At 54.3% G+C, this 18,008-nt stretch carries 18 protein-coding genes; 8 read left to right on the forward strand and 10 right to left on the reverse strand.

Features of this window, described 5'->3' with window-relative positions; translation table 11 throughout:
- Positions 1-306: 306 nt before the first annotated feature.
- Together C1Y41_RS06290 and C1Y41_RS06295 are read right to left on the reverse strand one after the other, a co-directional pair.
- Complete coding sequence (locus C1Y41_RS06290; protein ID WP_104085088.1) at positions 307-1,308, reverse strand: MBL fold metallo-hydrolase; 1,002 nt, start codon at positions 1,306-1,308, stop codon at positions 307-309.
- 18 nt (positions 1,309-1,326) lie between these two features.
- Positions 1,327-1,602: a YebO family protein gene (locus tag C1Y41_RS06295; protein WP_094111077.1), complete on the reverse strand. Its 276-nt coding sequence runs from the start codon at positions 1,600-1,602 to the stop codon at positions 1,327-1,329.
- Between the two features lie 208 nt (positions 1,603-1,810).
- On the opposite strand from C1Y41_RS06295, the gene C1Y41_RS06300 reads away from it, so the two are divergent.
- Positions 1,811-2,050, forward strand: coding sequence for a YobH family protein (locus tag C1Y41_RS06300; RefSeq protein WP_039384778.1), 240 nt, complete (start codon positions 1,811-1,813; stop codon positions 2,048-2,050).
- Between the two features lie 142 nt (positions 2,051-2,192).
- Positions 2,193-3,569 carry an MFS transporter gene (locus tag C1Y41_RS06305; RefSeq protein ID WP_104085089.1) on the forward strand — a complete coding sequence of 459 codons (1,377 nt, stop codon included), beginning with the start codon at positions 2,193-2,195 and terminating at the stop codon, positions 3,567-3,569.
- 68 nt (positions 3,570-3,637) lie between these two features.
- Here C1Y41_RS06305 and htpX read toward each other — a convergent pair whose 3' ends face one another.
- The 4 genes from htpX to C1Y41_RS06325 form a co-directional block, all read right to left on the reverse strand.
- A complete protein-coding gene (gene htpX / locus C1Y41_RS06310; protein ID WP_039384837.1) occupies positions 3,638-4,519 on the reverse strand; it encodes a protease HtpX in 882 nt (293 codons plus the stop codon).
- A gap of 220 nt (positions 4,520-4,739) precedes the next feature.
- Positions 4,740-6,779 (reverse strand): carboxy terminal-processing peptidase, encoded by a 2,040-nt coding sequence (gene prc / locus C1Y41_RS06315; RefSeq protein WP_039384838.1) that lies wholly within the window; start codon positions 6,777-6,779, stop codon positions 4,740-4,742.
- A gap of 20 nt (positions 6,780-6,799) precedes the next feature.
- Positions 6,800-7,480, reverse strand: a complete 681-nt coding sequence (gene proQ / locus C1Y41_RS06320) for an RNA chaperone ProQ (RefSeq protein ID WP_039384840.1) — start codon at positions 7,478-7,480, stop codon at positions 6,800-6,802.
- A gap of 96 nt (positions 7,481-7,576) precedes the next feature.
- Complete coding sequence (locus C1Y41_RS06325; protein WP_104085090.1) at positions 7,577-8,077, reverse strand: GAF domain-containing protein; 501 nt, start codon at positions 8,075-8,077, stop codon at positions 7,577-7,579.
- A gap of 217 nt (positions 8,078-8,294) precedes the next feature.
- On the opposite strand from C1Y41_RS06325, the gene yebS reads away from it, so the two are divergent.
- The 3 genes from yebS to rsmF all read left to right on the forward strand — a co-directional run bounded on the left by yebS (position 8,295) and on the right by rsmF (position 13,641).
- The gene (gene yebS, locus C1Y41_RS06330; protein WP_071668878.1) at positions 8,295-9,539 is read left to right on the forward strand and encodes a membrane integrity lipid transport subunit YebS; all 1,245 of its coding nucleotides are present in this window, start codon (positions 8,295-8,297) and stop codon (positions 9,537-9,539) included.
- On the forward strand, positions 9,508-12,141 hold the full coding sequence (locus C1Y41_RS06335; RefSeq protein ID WP_104085091.1) for a PqiB family protein: 2,634 nt from the start codon (positions 9,508-9,510) through the stop codon (positions 12,139-12,141). Before yebS ends, C1Y41_RS06335 begins: the two co-directional genes overlap by 32 nt.
- 75 nt (positions 12,142-12,216) lie before the next feature.
- Positions 12,217-13,641: a 16S rRNA (cytosine(1407)-C(5))-methyltransferase RsmF gene (gene rsmF / locus C1Y41_RS06340; protein WP_104085092.1), complete on the forward strand. Its 1,425-nt coding sequence runs from the start codon at positions 12,217-12,219 to the stop codon at positions 13,639-13,641.
- A 196-nt stretch (positions 13,642-13,837) separates the two neighbouring features.
- On the opposite strand, the gene C1Y41_RS20100 is transcribed toward rsmF, so the two are convergent.
- The 3 genes from C1Y41_RS20100 to C1Y41_RS06345 form a co-directional block, all read right to left on the reverse strand.
- Positions 13,838-14,005 carry a hypothetical protein gene (locus C1Y41_RS20100; protein ID WP_166713891.1) on the reverse strand — a complete coding sequence of 56 codons (168 nt, stop codon included), beginning with the start codon at positions 14,003-14,005 and terminating at the stop codon, positions 13,838-13,840.
- A gap of 167 nt (positions 14,006-14,172) precedes the next feature.
- Positions 14,173-14,310 carry a hypothetical protein gene (locus tag C1Y41_RS20020; protein WP_158086430.1) on the reverse strand — a complete coding sequence of 46 codons (138 nt, stop codon included), beginning with the start codon at positions 14,308-14,310 and terminating at the stop codon, positions 14,173-14,175.
- A gap of 137 nt (positions 14,311-14,447) precedes the next feature.
- Positions 14,448-14,654, reverse strand: coding sequence for a hypothetical protein (locus C1Y41_RS06345; RefSeq protein ID WP_039384852.1), 207 nt, complete (start codon positions 14,652-14,654; stop codon positions 14,448-14,450).
- A gap of 202 nt (positions 14,655-14,856) precedes the next feature.
- Between C1Y41_RS06345 and C1Y41_RS20105 the strand changes: the two genes are divergently transcribed.
- Entirely contained in the window at positions 14,857-15,027 is a 171-nt protein-coding gene (locus C1Y41_RS20105) for a hypothetical protein (RefSeq protein ID WP_039384855.1), read from the forward strand.
- A 1,081-nt stretch (positions 15,028-16,108) separates the two neighbouring features.
- Complete coding sequence (locus C1Y41_RS06350) at positions 16,109-16,864, forward strand: glycosyltransferase family 25 protein (protein WP_104085093.1); 756 nt, start codon at positions 16,109-16,111, stop codon at positions 16,862-16,864.
- A 374-nt stretch (positions 16,865-17,238) separates the two neighbouring features.
- On the opposite strand, the gene C1Y41_RS06355 is transcribed toward C1Y41_RS06350, so the two are convergent.
- Positions 17,239-17,586, reverse strand: a complete 348-nt coding sequence (locus tag C1Y41_RS06355; protein ID WP_039384858.1) for a YebY family protein — start codon at positions 17,584-17,586, stop codon at positions 17,239-17,241.
- A 191-nt stretch (positions 17,587-17,777) separates the two neighbouring features.
- On the opposite strand from C1Y41_RS06355, the gene C1Y41_RS06360 reads away from it, so the two are divergent.
- Positions 17,778-18,008, forward strand: coding sequence for a DNA polymerase III subunit theta (locus C1Y41_RS06360; protein ID WP_039385974.1), 231 nt, complete (start codon positions 17,778-17,780; stop codon positions 18,006-18,008).

The raw sequence follows: 18,008 nt of genomic DNA on the forward strand, positions 1-18,008 counted from the left end.
AGGACATGAATTTGCGTTAAGTGCCAGACGCTACGTTAAACGTGTTGCACTATTATGGCAGACAAAGATTATTTCTCTCTGCAGTGTAAAATAACAGCGCCTGCTTCTCTTAATGCACAAGGTGTACAATTAAACCCGCGGAGTACAGGTTATAAAACGCTTTTGCACCAAAACCGGGAAAATTATTATCCGGCTGCTCCGGATATAATCATTAACCTGCTGAACTTATCTGTTATTTTTATAAGCACGCTAATCCGGACAGGTTAAGAAAACTGTACACCTTATTCATTACCGGTGAGAAAAATCTCATTCAATATCCGCCAGCGTCCGGCTCTCCCCTATTCGCCACGGGCTGAACCGTCCGGCCAGAGGCGTCCCGGCTGCGTCCAGCACACGCTGCAGTTCAGCAGGAGGCGCATCCAGCGACTCATCAGCCAGTTCATAAACACCCCAGTGTATAGGTATTGTTAATGGATGCCCGGCATACTGCCATAAGTCTGCGGCGTGCTGCGGGTTCATGTGCTGGCTGCCCATGAACCATTCTGGTGCATACGCGCCAACCGGCAGGGCGGCCAGATTAAACGGCCCCAGCCGTTGCACAATCTGCAGCAGGTTATCGCTGTAACCGCTGTCGCCGGAAAACCAGAAGTTGAGCGTGCCGCAGCGCACTACCCAGCCACACCATAGCGAGCGATTGCGATCCCACAGCGTGCGCATACTCCAGTGGCGCGCCGGCACAGCGGTAATGCTCAAATCCTGACTATCCGCTGACTCCCACCAGTCCATCTCGGTGACGTTGCGGGCCCCCCGCTTCCGGCACCATGCGCCCAGGCCAAGCGGTACTATCATCTTTACCTCCGGAAAACAGCGCAGCAGGCGCTTTATCGTGCCCCGGTCAAGATGATCGTAGTGGTTATGTGAAATCAGTACATAGTCGAGCTGCGGCAGCCGGGTCACATCAAGCGGTGAGGGTACCCGGCGTTCAGGACCGGCAAAGGGCAGCGGCGAAGCGCGCGGTGATAAAGCCGGGTCAATCAGGATATAGCGCTGCTTAAGGCGCAGCAGCAGCGCGGCGTGACCCAGCCACCAGATGCGATCGTCACTGCCGCTCAGGTCGGCGGGCTGATACCAGCGAGCGCTGAAATCAGCATAGCCGCTGGCAGGCGGCAGCGGGAGATGCTGCGCTTTACGTTCACGACGCCAGCGCTGTAAATCACCCGGCTTGCGCTGTTCCCCTTCAGGATTGCAAAACCCGTCAGGGGTATGGTGTGCTTTTGAAGCGTCGTACCAGGGATTTCTGCGGCTCATGCCCTCTCCATTTTACTCTCAGCGCTCCGGGATCAGCCGGATAAAATCGCGTGAAGCCGTGCCTTCGTCATCCTGCACAGCGGACGACGTTTCTCCCTGCGCCTCCGCAATACGGCGCAGCAGCGCGGTCTGTTTTTTCTGCTCTTCCACCAGCATTTCCAGCAGCTGCAGATGCTCGCTGGCACGCACGCTGGCGCGATTAACAAAAAACCAGACGATAAAGGCCACAAGAATAATGAGCGCCACGATACCATAGTGCAGCAGCGGGCTGGAGTTTGCGGCTAATTCGTTCATAACTGCCTCGGGTAACTATCAGTAAGGATTTAACGGCGCTAATTCTACCTGTTGCGCCAGGAAAAGATATCTTCTGCAACCAAAGCAGTTGCCTGCCGCAGCGCTTTCAGCTATCTCCGATCGTATTAACGTGTAAAGCACGGCATGGTACGCCTGTCGCGCTTATTGCCAAACGGATGCGGCGCGTTTTCAATTTCGGGAGATAATAATGAAATATTTTATTCGTCTGGTGATGCTGTTCGCCCTGCTGTGGCTGGCGCTGCTCTTCACCGGCTATGGTGTTCTGACCGGCAGCGCTGAGAAAGCAGCCGGTCTTGGCCTGGAGTGTAACTACCTGACCGCACGCGGCATGATGACCGCCCGTTATCTGCATAGCGACAGCGGAATTGTCGGTGTAACGGCCTGTCCGCTGCTGAAAAAAAGCGGCGATGTCATTGATAACCAGTAACCCTTCCGGGCTCAGCGTGAGCCCATTTTGATTTTCGCTATGCCGGCATCAGCGAAATAGAGGTTTTTCACGCCTGCGGCGATGCTTTCCGGCGCTAAATTGATTAGCATGATGATATTTACTCCCTTTACTTACCACTATTATGCCTTCAATTGCCCCTCAGGATGGACTTCCGCTACCGCAGCGCTATGGCGCAATCATCACGATTGCGCTGGGTATTATGATGGCGGTACTCGATGGCGCTATCGCTAACGTAGCGCTGCCGACGATAGCCCGCGATCTCAGCGCCAGCCCGGCTGAATCAATCTGGATAGTTAACGCGTATCAGATCGCAATCGTGATCTCGCTGCTGTCGCTCTCCTTTCTGGGAGATATGCTGGGATACCGCCGTATCTTTCAGGCCGGCCTGATCCTGTTTATCGCGACATCGCTGTTCTGCGCCCTCTCCTCCACGCTGACGACGCTAACCGTGGCGCGCGTACTGCAGGGATTTGGCGGCGCCGCGCTGATGAGCGTCAACACCGCGCTAATCCGGATTATTTATCCGCAGCGCTTTCTTGGACGCGGCATGGCAATCAACTCACTCATTGTGGCGGTCTCCAGCGCCGCCGGCCCCACTATTGCCGCGGCTATTCTGGCCGTGGCCAGCTGGCAGTGGCTCTTTTTAATCAATATCCCGTTTGGCCTTGCCGCACTCTGGCTGGCACTGCGCTTCCTGCCTGACAATCTGCAAAAAGCGCGCCAGCAGAAGTTTGATATTCCAAGTGCGGTGATGAACGCGCTCTTTTTTGGGTTACTCATCACTGCACTGAGCGGCTTTTCGCAGGGGCAGCCAGCCAGCCTTATCGTGGCCGAACTGGCGGCGCTGATCGTTACCGGTATTATCTTTGTGCGGCGTCAGCTAACCCTGCCGGTGCCCTTGTTACCGGTTGATCTGCTACGTCTGCCGCTGTTCTCGCTCTCCATTGGCACCTCCGTCTGCTCTTTCTGCGCGCAGATGCTGGCGATGGTATCGCTGCCGTTTTACCTGCAGAACGTGCTTGGCCGGGATGAAGTGGCAACCGGGCTGCTGCTGACGCCGTGGCCGCTGGCAACAATGGTGATGGCGCCGATTGCCGGACGTCTGATTGAGAAGTATCACGCCGGCCTGCTGGGTGGACTGGGGCTGGCGCTGTTTGCCGCCGGGCTGTTTCTGCTGGCCATGCTCCCGGCGCAGCCTGCTGATGCAGATATCATCTGGCGTATGATGCTGTGCGGTGCCGGTTTTGGCCTGTTTCAGTCACCCAATAATCACACCATTATCTCTGCTGCCCCGCGCAACCGCAGCGGCGGAGCCAGCGGCATGCTGGGCACCGCCCGGCTGACAGGACAGAGTGCCGGTGCCGCGCTGGTGGCTCTGATGTTTAACCTGTTCAGCGACAGCGGCACGCACGCTTCTTTGATCCTTGCCGGTGGCTTTGCTTCCGCTGCTGCTGCGATAAGTCTGGTGCGGATGACCCAGTCACGCGCGCCAGCCTGACGCTATCCGCACGCAAATAAAAAAGGCATCACCAGGGTGATGCCTTTTTTTTTCGTCGCCTGAGCGGATTATTTCAGATACTGCCCGCTGCGCAGCGCTTCGATGCGCTTATCAAGCGGCGGGTGAGACATAAACAGCTCGCTGAACGACTTGTTTTTACCGTTGATGCAGAACGCCATCATGCTGCCTGGCTCCTGCGGCTCGTAGCTGGTTTTCAGACGTTGCAGCGCGGCGATCATTTTTTCACGGCCAACCAGTTTTGCCGATCCTGCATCAGCGTGAAACTCACGGTGGCGTGAGAACCACATGGTAATGATGCTGGCGAGGATACCAAAAAGCAGTTCCAGCACCGTTGCAACCGCAAAATAGACCAGCGGATTACCGTTGCTGCTCTCTTCACCATCGCGGTTGCCGGACAGAAAGCCCGACGCAACCTGCGCAATAATGCGCGAGATAAAGATAACAAAGGTGTTCACAATGCCCTGAATCAGGGTCATGGTGACCATATCTCCGTTGGCGATATGCGCGATCTCATGCGCCAGCACGGCTTCAGCCTCATCGCGGCTCATGTTTTGCAGCAGACCGGTTGAGACAGCGACAAGGGACGCATCACGGCGCGCACCGGTCGCAAAGGCATTGATATCGGGCGCATGATAAATCGCGACCTGCGGCATCGCAATGCCAGCCTGCTGCGCCTGGCGACCCACGGTCTCCATCAGCCAGCGCTCGGTTTCATTACGGGGCTGTGCAATCACCTCCCCGCCAACGGAGCGTAGCGCCATCCATTTGGACATCAGCAGTGAAACGAACGCACCGCCAAAGCCAAACAGACCCGCCATAATCATCAGGCCCTGAACACTGCTTGACTGGATTCCTGTCAGACTCAGAATGAGTCCGAATACCAACATCACCGCCAGGTTGGTGATCAGGAAAAGAGCAATACGCATCATAAATGTTAATCTTCCTCAGTTGTTCACGCGCTTGTACGCGGATATATATCCTATGTTCATTGCGCGGCTTTTCAAGCGACCTTAATCTTTAAGTGCCTAAAAAAACAAAACTTTACATTCCACTCTGGCGATCGATTGCAAACTGCTCAGACCACTTATTTAGCGAGTATAGTGTAAAAAAAAACACCGCCGTAGCGGTGTTTTGTGACCGGCTTCAGGATTACTTCGCCGGAGTGGCAGCGGGCTGAGAGGAGGCCAGCTGAGCCAGATCGTTAGCGATCTTCACCGTCTCATCCAGATAGGGATCGGGCTCTTTATAATCTTTTGGCAGCGCCTCAAGATTCTTAAGCGGCTTTTTACCTTCCATCTGATAACGCGCGTTAATACGCTCCAGACGAAGCGCGTCCTCTTCGTGACTCTCTTTCTCACGCTGGGCAAGATTGAGCGACACGATATTGCGTTTATCTTTCATCGCATTGAAACGCGCAATATCTTTCATGATGTACTGAAACTCACGATCCTGCGCAATGCGATCGGCATGAGACTGCGTCAGCTTCGGCACCAGCGCGGTGATATCACCGGTTTTGGTATAGGTTGCCGCATTAATGCTGTCCCACGGCAGCGCGTTATCTTCAAATTTTTCGCCGGTCTCTGCCGCTTCAACGCCGGTTGGCATCAGCAGATCGGGGGTTACCCCTTTACGCTGCGTGCTGCCGCCGTTGATACGATAAAATTTCTGAATGGTATATTGTACGGAACCCAGCGCAGGCCACTCCGGACGCAGCATCTGATCGTAAATGCGGTTCAGAGAACGATACTGCTGTACGGTTCCCTTGCCGAAGGTCGGTTCGCCAACAATCAGAGCCCGGCCATAGTCCTGCATCGCCGCGGCAAAGATTTCCGAAGCTGACGCGCTGAACCGGTCGACCAGCACTACCAGCGGACCTTTGTAGTAAACAATGCCGTCGGTATCGCTGTCTTCACGCACCCGTCCATTGTTATCCCTGACCTGAACCACCGGGCCACCCGGAATAAAGAGTCCGGAGAGAGAGACCGCTTCAGTCAGTGCACCGCCGCCGTTGGTTCGAAGGTCGATAACGACGCTGTCCACATTTTGCTTTTGCAGTTTCTGCAGCTGCACTTTGACATCGTCAGTCAGACCGACATAGAAGCCCGGAATATCCAGCACGCCCACTTTTTCTTTGCCGACGTTATGCACCGTGCCTTTAACTGCCCGATCTTCCAGACGGATCTTTTCACGCGTGAGCGTAACGGTCCGGGTTTTGGTGCCTTTACCGGCAGGCAGGATCTCAAGACGCACTTTGCTGCCTTTAGGTCCTTTGATTTTCGATACCACATCATCCAGCCGCCAGCCGATAACATCCTCAACAGGCTTGCCTGGCTGACCGACGCCGACAATGCGATCGCCAACGGTAATCGATTTGCTTTTTGCTGCCGGACCGCCAGCGACCATAGAGTTGATGACCGTGTAGTCATCATCCATCTGCAGCACGGCACCAATCCCCTCAAGCGACAGGCTCATCTCGGTGTTGAACTGCTCAGTATTGCGCGGGGAAAGGTAGTTGGTGTGGGGATCGATCTCATGAGCGAAGGCGGTCATTGCCAGCTGGAAGACATCTTCACTGTTGCTCTGAGCCAGGCGACGGATGGCAAAGTTGTAGCGCTTGGTCAGCGTTTCACGGATCTCTTTGTCATCTTTGCCCGCCAGCTTCAGGCTGAGCTCATCATATTTAACTTTGGCGTCCCAGAGCGCGTTCAGCTCTGCGGTGCTCTTTGGCCATGGTGCTTTCGCCCGGTCAATATCAATGGTGTCATTGCCACTGAAATCCATCGGACGATCCAGCACCGTCAGCGCATATTGATAGCGCTCAAAACGGCGTTTTTGTGCCAGGTTATAGAGCGCGTAAAACAGATCCAGCTTGCCGCTGCGCAGCTCGTCGCCGAGCGTGGTTTTTTTGTCCGCATATTGCGCAACGTCTGATGCCAGCAGCACGTTATGGCTGTAATCCAGCAGGTTCAGATAGCGATCAAAAATCTTTGCTGAGAAATCCTGATTCAGATCGAACTGACGGTAGTGAGAGCGGGTAAAGCGCGATGTAACCCGCTCACTGACCGTGGGATGCTGCGCTTCTTCATGTAACTGCGGGATCTGGTCTGCACGCGTGATATTGTCTGCGGCAACGGAGGGGCCTGCCAGCAGCAGGCCCGCGATCATACCGATCTTAAAAAAGCTGTTCATGCCAGGGTCGGGCCTCCGTTTCAGAACTGCAAGTGTTCTGCGCGCACAATCATTGCCAGGCCTGAAGCAAGCTGTACCCGAACGCCATCTTTAGTGATTTCAAGAATGGTGGCGTCCATAGCACTTTTGCCTGCTTTGACTTTAATATTCTGGCCTGGCTGCAAAGCTGAGGTGTCGGTAACGGGTTTTGCCCGCGGCGGACGTGGTGCGGCGTTGCGTTCTGCAGCACCGGTGCGTGGCGTCTGAGGGCGCGGCTTGCGCGGCGTATCACCTTCAGCCGCTTTACGCGGTGCTGGCTTACGCGGACGACGCTCTGCACTCTCCTCTCCTGCCTCGCGCTTCTTCGCCCGCTGCTGCTCACGCTGCGCCTGAACGCGTGCCTTTGCCTCTTCCAGCTGCTTCCGCGCATGCTCTACGTGCTGCTCATCCAGTACGCCACAGGCGTTGCCATCGAGATCGACACGCGTTGCGCCGGCTTTGATACCGTAAAGATAACGCCAGCTGGAGGTATAAAGACGCAGAGCTGAACGCAGCTGCGTTTTGCTCGGACTATTTTCGCCCTGAACACGCTCGACCAGATCCTGAAAGATACCGATTTTGAGCGGACGCGCTTCACCTTCGGCGCTAAAGCAGTGCGGAAAACGTTCCGCCAGAAAGGCGATGACTTCTTTACTGCTATTCAACTTAGGTTGATTTTCCATGAAATTTCCTGATTACAACGGATTTGCCGACCAGAGCGGGCATGAACAGGCGACATTATAATGACAACATCGCCAAATGCCATGCAATCCAGACGATTAGCTATGCGACAGCGCAATAAATTTTTCGATGTTGCTGTTCGCCAGCACCTCACAAAGCCCGTCGGCAAGGGCTACCAGCCCTGCTTCATCCTCACTGTCAAAGCGGGAATAAAGCGTACTGTCGATATCAAGAACGCCTGCCAGCAGGCCGTTCACTTTCAGAGGAATCACGATTTCTGCGTTACTGGCGGCGTCGCAGGCGATATGACCGGGAAACGCATGAACGTCATCCACGCGCAGCACGCGCTCTTCAGCCACTGCCGTACCGCAAACGCCTTTACCTGCCGGAATACGCACGCAGGCAATCTTGCCCTGGAACGGACCCAGGACCAGCGTATTCTCTTCAGTCAGCAGATAGAAGCCTGCCCAGTTAACCCCCTCCAGACGCTCAAACAGCAGCGCACTGCAGTTAGCCAGCGCGGCAAGAAAAGAGGTTTCGCCCGCCAGCAGCGCCCGGGCATCACGATTTAATTCCTCGTAAAAGGCTTTTTTGTTCATTGATCAACCATAATTCATCACTGAGAGGTATCAGTTTTCCCTCAGTTGTTAAAATAAGCACTAATAATCCAGCCCAACAAGGTGAATCATTGAATAAGTTGCTATACCCTTAGCACGCTATGATTGAGACTGATCTCGTACCACAAGATAGTGCAGGCTGCACGTTCTGTTCAGACTGCCGGCAACCGTAACGAATGATGGGCCACTCGCGTCACTTATGAAAATTCACGCTATCAGCCAGAGCTTGCCCCACGCACGTTATCAGCGTTGCCCCCAATGCGATACCCTTTTTTCCTTACCGGATGTGAAATCGCATCAAACGGCTTATTGCCCGCGCTGTCATGCCAAAATCCAGAATGGCCGTGACTGGTCAATGCGTCGTCTGACCGCGATGGCAGTGACAATGCTGGTGCTGATGCCCTTTGCTTTCAGCCTGCCACTGGTTGAAATTCGCTTACTTGGCATGCGCATAAACGCCAGTCTGCTGGAAGGCGTATTGCAGATGGCGCAGCAGGGCAACGTGCTGACGGCCGCCATGGTCGCGTTTTGTACAATCGGGGCTCCGGTGACGCTGGTTGCCGGCATCAGCTATCTGTGGATTGGCAACCGGCTGGGCATGAATCTGCGACCGGTGCTGCTAATGCTTGAGCGGCTGAAAGAGTGGGTGATGCTGGATATCTACCTGGTAGGTATTGGCGTCGCCTCTATCAAAGTTCAGGATTACGCCTCGCTGGCGTTGGGTTATGGTCTGGTCGCTTACGTAGCTCTGACCCTGTTAAGCCTGCTCACTATTATTCATCTTAATGTGGAAGAGCTCTGGGAGCATTACTATCCCCAGTCCATCCCAACCGCGCCGCCAGAGCGCTGGCAGGTGTGCCTCAACTGTCATCACACCGGCATGCCCGATGAGCGTGGTCGCTGTACCCGCTGCCACACGCCGCTTGATTTTCGCCGTCGCCACAGCCTGCAAAAATCCTGGGCGGCGTTAATTGCGTCGATCGTGATGCTGATACCCGCCAACCTGCTGCCGATTTCCGTGGTGTTTGTAAACGGTTCGCGGCGTGAAGACACTATCTTTTCCGGTATCCTCGGGCTGGGCTCAGGCAATATTCCCATTGCTGCGGTGGTGTTTATCGCCAGTATCCTGGTGCCTTTCACTAAAGTGCTGGTGATGCTGACGCTGCTGCTCAGTATTCACTTCAAATGTGAACAGGGGCTGAAAACCCGCATCCGGCTGCTGCGCGTGGTGACCTGGGTGGGACGCTGGTCGATGCTGGATCTGTTTGTTATTGCTTTAACCATGTCGCTGGTCAATCGCGATCAGCTGCTGGCTTTTACCATGGGACCTGCCGCGCTTTACTTCGGCGCAGCGGTAATCCTGACTATTATGGCTGTTGAGTGGCTGGATAGCCGCCTGATCTGGGATGCACATGCAACAGGAAACGCCGACTACACCGACTAGCGCAACCGTGCGTAACAAACGCAAGTTGTCGCCATTCTGGCTTTTGCCCATTATCGCCCTGCTGATTGCCGGCTGGCTTTTATGGACCAATTATCAGGAGCGCGGTACCACCATTACCATCAACTTCCAGACGGCGGACGGCATAGTGCCGGGCCGCACGCCGATTCGTTATCAGGGCGTGGAGGTCGGTACTGTGCAGGGTATTGAGCTGAGTGATGATTATCGCAGCATTCGTATCAAAGCGAGCATCAAAAGCGATATGCGCGACGCCCTGCGCGAGAATACACAATTCTGGCTGGTGACGCCAAAAGCCTCCCTGGCCGGCGTCTCCGGGCTTGATGCGCTCGTGGGCGGTAACTACATCGGTATGATGCCTGGCGATGGTAAAGAGCGCGACCATTTCACCGCGCTTGATACGCAGCCTAAATACCGGGTCAATACCGGCGAGCTGCTCATCCATCTGCATGCGCCCGATCTCGGCTCGCTTAATACCGGCTCGCTGGTCTACTACCGGAAAATTCCGGTGGGTCACGTCTATGACTACAGCCTTAATAGCAATACTGATGGCGTCACCATTGATGTGCTGATCGAGCGGCGCTTTATCAATCTCATCAAAAAGCAGAGCCGCTTCTGGAATGTTTCCGGTATTGATGCAGATGTCAGCCTGAGCGGCGCGAAAGTGAAGCTGGAGAGTCTGGCCGCGCTGGTAAACGGCGCTATCGCGTTTGATTCACCCGATAAAGGCGAACCGGCTGAGAGCGAGCAGAACTATCAGCTCTATCCGGATCTGGCACACAGCCAGCGCGGCGTGCTGATTAACCTCGATCTGCCTGATGGTAACAACCTCAAAGCCAACAGTACGCCTCTGATGTATCAGGGGCTGGAAGTAGGCATCCTGACAAAACTTACGCTGCTGCCTGACGGCAAAGTCTCTGGCGAACTGACGATTGATCCCTCAGTGACCGGCCTGATGCGCAGCGGAACACGTATTGAGATGCGCGCACCGAAACTCAGCCTCACTGACACCAGCCTGAGCAGCCTGCTCACCGGTAACACGCTGGAGCTGGTGCCCGGTGAGGGCGAACCGCAGGACCATTTCAGCGTGCTGCCCGCCAGCGAAACGCTGCTGCAGAAACCGGATGTCCTGACGGTACAGCTTAGCGCGCCGGAAACCTACGGTATCGATGCCGGCCAGCCCCTGGTGATCTATGGCATGAAGATTGGTCAGGTGATCTCGCGCAAACTGGATGAGAACGGCATCAATTTCGTGGTCGCGATTAATCCTGAATATCGTCAGCTGGTGCACGCTGACAGCAAGTTTATCGTCAACAGTCGCCTGAACGTAAAATTTGGCCTTGATGGTATGCAGGTGCTGGGTGCCAGCGCACGTGAATGGGTGGATGGCGGTATTCGTCTCGATCCCGGCGCAAAAGGGAAAGCCTCCAGCCGCTACCCACTCTATGCAGACGCCGAGCGTGCTGCTGAAGGGATCACCGGCGATCAGCCGCCTGCCACGCTGACGCTGACGGCAACCAGCCTGCCGGACGTACAGGCAGGTTCAGTAGTGCTCTACCGTAAGTTTGAAGTCGGTGAAGTGGTCGACGTGGTGCCGCGTGCGGATGCGTTTGATATCTTAGTGCATATCCAGCCGCAGTATCGCAAGCTGCTGACCAGCGAAAGCGTATTCTGGGCCGAAGGTGGCGCAAAAGTGCAGCTCAACGGCAGCGGTCTGACCGTGCAGGCGTCGCCGATTAACCGGGCGCTGAAAGGCGCCATCAGCTTTGACAATCTGACCGGTGCACAGGCGAAAAAAGGCGTTAAGCGCGTGCTCTATGCGTCAGAAACCGCAGCGCGCGCCGTCGGCAGCCAGATCACCCTGCACACCTACGACGGCAGCAAGCTGGCGGCAGGCATGCCGGTGCGCTATCTCGGTATTAATGTCGGTCAGGTGGAGTCGCTGGCGCTGAGTCAGGATAACAATCAGGTGGTCGCTAAAGCCGTGCTCTATCCGGAGTATGTGCAGGACTTTGCCCGCACGGGCAGCCGTTTCTCAGTGGTATCGCCGGAAATTTCTGCGGCAGGCGTTAACCATCTGGAGACGATTCTGCAGCCCTATGTCAACGTCGATCCCGGCAAAGGTGCGATGGCGCGCAGCTTTGAGCTGCAGGAAAGCACAATCACCGACTCGCGTTACCTGAACGGCCTGAACATTTATGTCGATGCCGCCGAGGCGGGATCGCTCTCCCTGGGTACGCCGGTTCTGTTCCGCGGCGTTGAGGTCGGTACGGTCACCGGCACCTCGCTGGGTAATATGGCCGATCGGGTGCAGATTGCGCTGCGCATCAGTAAAAAGTATCAGCATCTGGTGCGGAATAACTCAGTATTCTGGCTGGCATCCGGTTATAACCTCGATTTTGGCCTGATTGGCGGCGTGGTGAAAACCGGCACCTTCCAGCAGTTTATTCGCGGCGGCATTCAGTTCGCTACGCCGCCAACCGTGCCGCTGGCACCGCAGGCAGGCGCCAACAAACACTTCCTGCTGCAGGATGAAGCGCCGAAAGCGTGGCGTGACTGGGGTACCGCTATCCCTGCTCCGCGCTAAACAACCGGGCAGCCAGCAGGCTGCCCGTTCTCTTTGCGCGTGTTACACTGAGTCCATCATTTGTCAGCGCGGTAAATTGTTGTGTCCAGTCGTTTTCCTGAAGAGTTCATTACCCTCATGCGTGCCAGCCTCCCTGATGAGGCTGAACTGCAACGCTTTCTTGCTATCAGCCAGCAGCCGCTGCGCAAAAGTGTACGCGTCAACACGCTGAAGATCAGCGTGGCTGATTTTCTTGCCCGCACGGCGCAGTATGGCTGGCGGCTGACGCCGGTTCCCTGGTGCGCAGAGGGATTCTGGATCGAGCGCGATGATGAGAGCCTGCCGCTTGGCAGCGTGGCTGAACATCTCAGCGGTCTGTTCTACATTCAGGAAGCGAGCTCGATGCTGCCGGTAACGGCGCTGTTTGCCGCCGCGCCGGACGCACAGCAGGTTATGGATATGGCGGCGGCACCGGGATCCAAAACCACGCAGCTGGCGGCGCTGATGCATAATCGCGGCGCGATCCTCGCCAATGAATACTCCGCCAGCCGGGTCAAAGTCCTTCATGCCAATATCAGCCGCTGCGGCGTCAGCAACGTGGCGCTGACGCATTTCGATGGCCGGGTGTTTGGCGCAGCGCTGCCGGAACAGTTCGACGCCATCCTGCTTGATGCCCCCTGCTCAGGCGAAGGCGTGGTGCGTAAAGATGCAGATGCGCTGCGCAACTGGACGCTGGCCAGCACCGAGGCGATTGCGGCCACCCAGCGCGATCTTATCGACAGCGCTTTTCACGCGCTCAGGCCCGGTGGCGTGCTGATCTACTCAACCTGTACCCTTAACACCATCGAGAATCAGCAGGTCATAGCCTGGTTGCTGACACGCTATCCCGACGCCATTGAGATCATGTCGCTGCAGGATTTGTTTGCCGGCGCAGAGGCTGCCCTGACGCCGGAAGGCTATCTGCACGTGTTTCCTCACTGCTTCGACAGCGAAGGATTTTTCGTCGCGCGTCTGCGTAAAACCGCCAGCGTACCGGCACTGCCGGCGCCGGGCTATAAACTCGGGAAACTGCCGTTTGCGCCCGCCAGCCGAAAACTCAGCGCGGAGGTGATGCAGGCAGCGGCTAAGGTGGGCCTGCAGTGGGATGAGAGCCTGACGCTCTGGCAGCGCGATAAAGAGCTGTGGCTGTTTCCGGCCAGCGCAGAGCAGTGGCTGAATAAGGTACGCTTCTCACGCATTGGTCTGAAACTGGCTGAAACCTTTCCCAAAGGCTACCGCTGGCAGCATGAGGCGGTGATGGCACTGGCCAGGCCTGATGCATCGCTGGCGTTTGCGCTGAATGAAGCGGAAGCGGAAAGCTGGTATCGCGGACAGGATATCCACCCGGAGACACTGCCTGACCGGGATGAAGTCATCGTCACCTGGCAGCAGCAGCCGCTTGGACTGGCTAAAAAAGTGGGCAACCGCATTAAAAACAGCTATCCGCGCGAGCTGGTGCGTGACGGCCGGCTGTTTCGCTAGCAGGCTGCGGCTCATAATCTGATGGTTGAGCGTTAGTTTAACCCAACCGGCATAGTGTAATGCCGGTATGGCGTCGCCATGGAGAGCACAGCATGAAAGGCCGTAAGCAGTTTATCATTGTGTTGATTATGCTGGTGACCGGCAGCCTGCTGCTGCTTGAATCGCTGGCCCGGCTGGTGCATCTGCTGATAGTGGGTTAGCGGGTTATCAAAAATATTGCCAGCATAAAAAATGCCCAGAGACCGGTAAAGGTCATCATACCCAGCCGGCGGGTTTTTGCCTGTCCGACAATTGCACCAATAAACAGGCTGAGGATGGTCAGCGTCCCTGTCATTACCCAAAGTAAATAGTGTGTATCTGCCATTAATGATCTGTCCTGAAATATACGAAACCAGGGCATTTTATACCATTTCAGGCAGTATAACGCTGCTTTACTCTTTCCCGATCTCAGGTACAGCCAGAGAAGCGCTCATTAAAAAACCCGTATAGCGTCAGGCCATACGGGTTAACTGAGTGGTAAATACATCCCGATCAGATTCTGCGCGTGTCATCCACAGGAAGCGCGTCATCATTGGGCACAGCACCGTCATCCATGGGCAAATCTTCATCTGCACCGGGTGCCTGTCCATCATCGGGGATAGGCTGAATATCTTCTGGACGTTCTGACATATTTACCTCCTGACCCTGGGTTGGGTATTTTCAGTATAGGCACTGCTGTCTGACGCTCTGCGGCAGCCTGAGGGATATGTGCGCCAGCCGCAGAAAAAAAGATAAATGTCACACCACTCTTATTTAGCGTCTACGCGTTATTTCCCTTTATCTTCCCAGGGATCTTTCTTTTCATCTTCACTGCTGTCACGCGTACGGGGAATTTCGCCATGCTCATCCGGCGCGTCCTGAACCGGATGGTCATCCTCTTCATACGCATTTCCGGCAGAGGGGGCCGCTTCAGGCAATCCTTTGGCTACATCGCCCTCATGTTTACGCTCTTCATTACTGTTATGTTTGAACATGTTCGCCTCCTGTCATCAAGAACCTAAGTATAGGCAACAGAAGCAATGACGCCATGAATGGCGACGTCTGAGATAAAAATCTGGCCTTACAGCGGTTTTAATCAGGACGATAAAATTAAGCCAGCCGCTGCCGTCAGCGCACAGATTTATCAGCTAGGGTTAATGTGCAACGCCGGGTTGCCTGTTAATCAAGGAGTCTCTGATGAAGCTGTTTTTTAGTGGATTAATTATCTCTGCCAGCCTGCTGATGCTGGCCGGTTGTCAGCAGCCGGAACGCCCGCTGGGTCCGGATGGCCGCCCTGCTCCGCCGATGGAGCATCCGGTGCCCGGCGGGCCGATGAGTAAAGGCCCGGCAGGCCAGCCTGAAGCCTGAGCGCCTGCCAGGCGCTGGATTATTCTGTAGCCATCGGGGTAGATGCTGTCGTCCGCAACAAGTAAAAAGGCCACCCTGAGGTGGCCTTTTGCGTGGCAGAGATCGGTTATCTGTGAAGCATATCGTTATTCATTTTAAGCTTAGCTAACGTATTCATCGCCGCAGGGTTAAGAGCAACCATCGCTGTTTTACAGAATATGCACTTAGCACCCGCCGGATTCTTCTCAGAAACGTCAAATGCGGATTTGCGATACTGCGAGCCCAGACAGTGAGGGCAACGCATAGAAATTGAAACTGAAATAATTTTTATATCCTTTGGTTTAAAACGGCCTTTCGCGGCCTGTCTGTTTATTGTTAAGGGTACAGCATGACTCTTTTTTACAAAACTCACCCTTTGCTATAACAATATAGTACAAAAAAAGAGTTTTGCTGTGTTTTTAAGATCGATACGGACTAAAACATCTGTAACTGAGACAGCCCAACCTGAAGTTAGTGCGGCAGGTAAACCACTTTATTCCCTGAACTTAATCAGTTAGCGATTTGCTGATATCACCGCTGTCACGCTGAATTCAGACAAAACGCAGGACGATAGCACTGTTTCAGAATAATCACCCGCCATGATTAAATTTGACGAAGTGTGATATCCGTCCTTGACTTTGTCTGTACATATCCGGGAGGGCGAACCATGACTGAGCTACTGCACATTATTTCTGTCGGCACACTTGTTGCGGGTATTTATCTGCTGGAGTGAGCGCTTTACCCGCTGCTGCCTGTACATTCAGGTCAGCAGCGGGCAAAGAAAAGGCCCTGCCGAAGCAGAGCCCTGAATTGGTGCGCCTGTTTATCATCATTGATTAGCAAACAGTCCGTCGTTAGATGCGGCGCATTGAGTTGTCACCCTTTAAGCGTAGCCTGTGTCAGCAATAAGGCAAACTTTTATCCTGTTTTATCCGGCTTACAACCTGCAGAACGCAGCCTGTTACCAACTGAGGCCATATACTCAGCAAGATTATTTATATGATAATATCTGCATTATTCAGGTCATGAATACAGAGGAAACGCACATCGCGCCCGGCAGATAATGAAAATTTTTATTGTAAACTTAAAAAGATCGGTTGAAAGACGGAATAAAATTGCGTCCCAGCTTGATGCACTTAATCTTGATTATGAATTTGTCGAAGCGGTCGATGGCACGCTCATGACAGCCGATGAACGAGCTGCCGCAAGCGCAACCATTAATTATGCGTTTTTACCCGGAGAGATTGGGTGTGCATTGAGTCATCAAAAAATTTACCAGAAAATCGTCGACAGCAATATTGAAGCTGCGATGATTCTGGAAGATGACATTATTTTCACTCGCGAAGCCAGCGACGTACTGGAAAAAATAAAGCCAGCCAGTCATAGGCCAGAAGTGATCCTTTTTAGCCGGGCAAACAGTTATCTATCATCTCCTGTCTCTCATTTAACCCATAAACATACTCTGCATAAAACGCTGCAGGCCACCACCACTCACTCCTACGTAATTAACCACAAAGCTGCGCAATCTCTGTTAAAAAACCTGCACCCTATTTGGATCACTGCAGATAAGTGGACGCTTTTTGAAGAGCACGCTTTTGTAAGCGTTTTTTCAGTGATTCCGCATCCGGTTCAGCTCTCCGAAGAAGCCAGCCAGTCTACAATAAACGGTAATAATGATATGAGCGAGATTGCCCGGCAAAAAAAGGCTATCTGGAATCAACTTATGTCATCACGACCGTTAAAAGCCAGGTTAAAACACCGTTTCCGGCGAGCGATCGTTCCACTGTTTTATAAAATAGTGGATCAGGGAAAGGGATAACGCTTCTGTTCTGTCAGGTAGCTGACTGACTATCCGCTAACGCCTGGATTTACCTGTTCAGAACCAGTGCGAGTGCCGTCCGGAGTGAGATGTCAGTTAAATACCGGGAAATGCCTGAATTATCTTTTGAAAACAACCAATTAAAAAAAGACCCAATACGATTCCTGTATCGGGTCCAGGGAAATGGCTCGTAGTGAGCCGTGCGCTAAAAGTTGGCATTTTTGAAGGCGAGGTGCCTTGCCTTTTAAAGGTAGTCCAACGGCGAACATTGTCCAGCAAGCAGCCTGAGGCGAGCCGGAAAGCTGCCAACTCTGTGATCGCGCTGGCACTACCAGACGCCTGCAACGCTTTTTGACGGCGGCGTCTGCCGGCTTTTACTTAACGCACAGCTGCTGCGCGCGATCGATAATCGGCTGCAGCGACATTTTACTGCCGGGATGCGCCTTATCATCTGCCAGGATAGTATTAATCGACTGCAGCGTGCCCTGCCCCGCATCGGCACGCGCCAGCGCTTTTTCATTCAGCGGGTACTGCAGTAGCGTGCTGGGGTTAATGGCAAACAGTGCGCCATCCTTTTCACAGGTCAGCATCACCTCTTCACGCGTGAAGGGCCACTTTGCCTTACCGATTTCAAAACGACTGACCGTAATAATTTCGCCCGCCAGCGCCTGGCTGCAGAGCGCCAGCAGCAGGCAGGCAGGGATCACTTTTTTCAGCAAAATATTGACCTCATTTCATCTTCACTGACACGGCAGGCAGACAGATTACCCGGCGGGTTTTCCGGCGCTGCCGCTGATGTGGCAGCAGGATACGCCGCCCGATTCAGCGTGTCGAGACCTGCAGTGCGATCCGGTTGCCCTTGATCCTGCTGCATGAAACCATTATTTTTGCCGCTGATTATCAGGAGAAAAGCATGCGTTATAATCTTGCACAGCTGTCGCAGGAAGAGAAAGACAAAGTCAACGTTGAGCTGGCGGCGGCAGGCGTCGCGTTCAAAGAGCGCTACAATATGCCGGTCGTGGCGGAGATGGTTGAACGCGAGCAGCCGGAAGCGCTGCGCGACTGGTTCCGTCAGCGCCTGATGCACTATCGCCAGGCTTCGCTCAGCCTCTCCCGCCTGCCCTACGAACCTAAGCAGAAATAA

Origin of the sequence: Pantoea sp. ICBG 1758, assembly GCF_002928325.1 — a bacterium.
GTDB lineage: Bacteria > Pseudomonadota > Gammaproteobacteria > Enterobacterales > Enterobacteriaceae > Pantoea > Pantoea eucrina.

Excerpts from the sequence above, each read along its gene's own strand:
- C1Y41_RS06325 (WP_104085090.1), bottom strand. The coding sequence starts at position 8,077 with ATGAACAAAAAAGCCTTTTACGAGGAATTAAATCGTGATGCCCGGGCG.
- C1Y41_RS06335 (WP_104085091.1), top strand. The coding sequence starts at position 9,508 with ATGCAACAGGAAACGCCGACTACACCGACTAGCGCAACCGTGCGTAAC.
- C1Y41_RS20100 (WP_166713891.1), bottom strand. The coding sequence starts at position 14,005 with ATGGCAGATACACACTATTTACTTTGGGTAATGACAGGGACGCTGACC.
- htpX (WP_039384837.1), bottom strand. The coding sequence starts at position 4,519 with ATGATGCGTATTGCTCTTTTCCTGATCACCAACCTGGCGGTGATGTTG.
- C1Y41_RS20105 (WP_039384855.1), top strand. The coding sequence starts at position 14,857 with ATGAAGCTGTTTTTTAGTGGATTAATTATCTCTGCCAGCCTGCTGATG.
- C1Y41_RS06350 (WP_104085093.1), top strand. The coding sequence starts at position 16,109 with ATGAAAATTTTTATTGTAAACTTAAAAAGATCGGTTGAAAGACGGAAT.
- C1Y41_RS06300 (WP_039384778.1), top strand. The coding sequence starts at position 1,811 with ATGAAATATTTTATTCGTCTGGTGATGCTGTTCGCCCTGCTGTGGCTG.
- C1Y41_RS06305 (WP_104085089.1), top strand. The coding sequence starts at position 2,193 with ATGCCTTCAATTGCCCCTCAGGATGGACTTCCGCTACCGCAGCGCTAT.
- C1Y41_RS06290 (WP_104085088.1), bottom strand. The coding sequence starts at position 1,308 with ATGAGCCGCAGAAATCCCTGGTACGACGCTTCAAAAGCACACCATACC.
- yebS (WP_071668878.1), top strand. The coding sequence starts at position 8,295 with ATGAAAATTCACGCTATCAGCCAGAGCTTGCCCCACGCACGTTATCAG.
- prc (WP_039384838.1), bottom strand. The coding sequence starts at position 6,779 with ATGAACAGCTTTTTTAAGATCGGTATGATCGCGGGCCTGCTGCTGGCA.
- proQ (WP_039384840.1), bottom strand. The coding sequence starts at position 7,480 with ATGGAAAATCAACCTAAGTTGAATAGCAGTAAAGAAGTCATCGCCTTT.
- C1Y41_RS06295 (WP_094111077.1), bottom strand. The coding sequence starts at position 1,602 with ATGAACGAATTAGCCGCAAACTCCAGCCCGCTGCTGCACTATGGTATC.
- C1Y41_RS20020 (WP_158086430.1), bottom strand. The coding sequence starts at position 14,310 with ATGTCAGAACGTCCAGAAGATATTCAGCCTATCCCCGATGATGGACAG.
- C1Y41_RS06345 (WP_039384852.1), bottom strand. The coding sequence starts at position 14,654 with ATGTTCAAACATAACAGTAATGAAGAGCGTAAACATGAGGGCGATGTA.
- C1Y41_RS06360 (WP_039385974.1), top strand. The coding sequence starts at position 17,778 with ATGCGTTATAATCTTGCACAGCTGTCGCAGGAAGAGAAAGACAAAGTC.